Origin of the sequence: Rheinheimera soli (assembly GCF_021290985.1) — a bacterium.
GTDB lineage: Bacteria > Pseudomonadota > Gammaproteobacteria > Enterobacterales > Alteromonadaceae > Pararheinheimera > Pararheinheimera soli.
This window is the reverse complement of record NZ_JAJOYU010000071.1, coordinates 1-2208: the sequence shown is the minus strand read 5'-3', so window position 1 is coordinate 2208 and position 2208 is coordinate 1. Positions and strand designations below refer to the sequence as shown.

Genomic DNA, 2208 nt, shown 5'->3' with positions numbered 1-2208 from the left:
TCTGCGTAAGCGGCAGTTGCTTGCCTGGCAGCAAGACGACAATGACGGCTTTGTAGAATTAACACCGCACGGCATGATGCTTTGCCAGCCGATACTGCTCAGAAAGCGGGATATTGAACTGCATCTGCCTGCTGGCACCGATGCCGTATGGCTCGCCACCTTGCTCAGGGCGATGTCGTGATGAAGATGTTTATCGATGTGCCAAAAATCTATCTGCACAAACAGCCTGTCGATTTTAGAAAATCCATCAATGGCTTGTCGCTGTTGGTTGAGCAGGAAATGCAGTTGTCGCCCTTTAGCGGTGCTTTGTTTGTGTTCTGCAATCAGCAGCGTTCGCGCTTAAAAGTGCTGTACTGGGACCAGACAGGCTTCTGCCTGTGGTACAAACGACTGGAAAAAGATAAATTCCGCTGGCCACGTCTGATGTCGGGTAAGGTGCTGTCGATTAGCGAGCAGCAGTGGCACTGGCTGTTGCAAGGCATTGATATCCAAAAGCTAACCCCGCATCAGCCGCTGAGTTACCAAAGTGTGGGCTGATATGCAGATCAGCTATAAATCCTTTGGATCGCAGATGAAACAATCTAAATCAGGACAAGCACTTAGCCAAACAGACCGTTACAATAACGGCCATGAAAAAAACGCCTGCCGAATTACCTGATGATGTCGAAACGCTCAAGCGAATGTTACTGGAGCGGGATAAGCGCATCGCCAAATTAGAAACGCTCACTCAAAAGTTGACTGAGCGGGTACAGCGCTTTGAAGAAGTCCTGAACCTTGCGCAGCACAAGCGATTTAGTCCCAGCAGCGAAACTTACGAAGGCGATGGTCAGGTCTTTAACGAAGCGGAGCAAGTCGCTGAAACTGAAGCACAACAGCCCTCAGAAGCGCAAACGCCAGCCGACGAAACAACAGAGAAACAGCCCGCCAAGCCTCGGCGCCCACGTATTGCACCAGAGCTGCCACGTAGTGAAGTGCTGCACGATATCGACAGCAAAACCTGCGCCTGTTGCGGGAATGAATTGCATCGGATGGGTGAGGAAGTCAGCGAGCAGATTGAGTTTATCCCTGCCGAAATCCGAGTGATAAAGCATGTGCGTCCAAAATACAGCTGCCGCACCTGTGAACGTGAAGGCACAGAAGTGGCAATACAGATTGCCGATGTCCCTGACACGCTCTTCCCCAAAAGCATGGCAACCCCCAGCTTAGTGGCCCAAATCATCAGCGCCAAAATGCATTATGGCTTGCCGCTGTACCGGCAGGAAAAAATGTTTAGCGAGGCAGGTATTGAACTGAATCGCCAGACCATGAGCCGCTGGCTGATAAACTGTGCCGACAAGCTGGAGCCGTTGTTAGCGCTGATGAAAACGGAGCTGTTAAAGCAATCAGTGTTGTGGGCTGATGAGACTACATTAGATGTGTTGGAGGTGGATAAAAGCACCTGTTACATGTGGGTGTACGGCTGTGGCGTCGAAGGTTCAGCAGGTCCAAAACTGGTGCTGTTCGACTACCAGGATGGTCGCAGCGGAGCGCATGCTGTGCAGTTCCTTGCTGGTTACACTGGCTACCTGCAAGTCGATGGCTATGCCGGTTATGAACAAACCCCGGCCACCTTAGCCGGTTGTTGGGCACATGCGCGTCGTAAGTTTATCGAAGCGCAGCAGGCGCAAGGCAAAGGTAAAACCGGTAAAGCTGACTGGGCAATCAACCAAATCCAGAAGTTGTATGCATTGGAGAGCAAACTGAAAAACCAATCGTTCGATGTCAAACAGCAGCAACGTCAACAGCTTGCCGCACCACTTCTGAAACAACTCTGGGACTGGCTGGAAAAATCCAAAGACACCATCCCCAAAGAAAGTCTGGTCAGCAAAGCCATCAGCTACACACAGAAGCAGTGGCCGAAGTTGATACGCTATCTGGACGATGGGCAGCTGAACATCGACAACAACAGAGCCGAGCGGGCAGTGAAGCCGTTCGTTATCGGTCGAAAAGCCTGGCTGTTTGCCAACACAAAAACCGGAGCCAAAGCCAGTGCTACGCTATACAGCTTGGTCGAAACCGCAAAAATCAACGGCTTAGAGCCTTATCACTATCTAACGCAGTTGTTTGAACAACTACCAACAGCAAACACGCCTGAAGCATTAGCTAAACTACTGCCGTACTAAACGGAACAACAACCAGACCGCAAGGTGTGGTTGTTGTTACGCTTAC

General features: G+C 50.8%; 2 protein-coding genes and 1 pseudogene. All 3 read left to right on the top strand.

Annotated elements, in window-relative coordinates; genetic code table 11:
* A pseudogene (locus LSG37_RS20980) lies at positions 1 to 181 on the top strand (IS66 family insertion sequence element accessory protein TnpA); the annotation flags it as partial.
* The gene (gene tnpB, locus LSG37_RS20975; RefSeq protein ID WP_233081957.1) at positions 148 to 537 is read left to right on the top strand and encodes an IS66 family insertion sequence element accessory protein TnpB; all 390 of its coding nucleotides are present in this window, start codon (positions 148 to 150) and stop codon (positions 535 to 537) included. The pseudogene LSG37_RS20980 and the gene tnpB, both read left to right, overlap by 34 nt.
* A gap of 92 nt (positions 538 to 629) precedes the next feature.
* Positions 630 to 2162 carry an IS66 family transposase gene (tnpC, locus tag LSG37_RS20970; RefSeq protein ID WP_233081956.1) on the top strand — a complete coding sequence of 511 codons (1533 nt, stop codon included), beginning with the start codon at positions 630 to 632 and terminating at the stop codon, positions 2160 to 2162.
* Positions 2163 to 2208 lie beyond the last annotated feature (46 nt).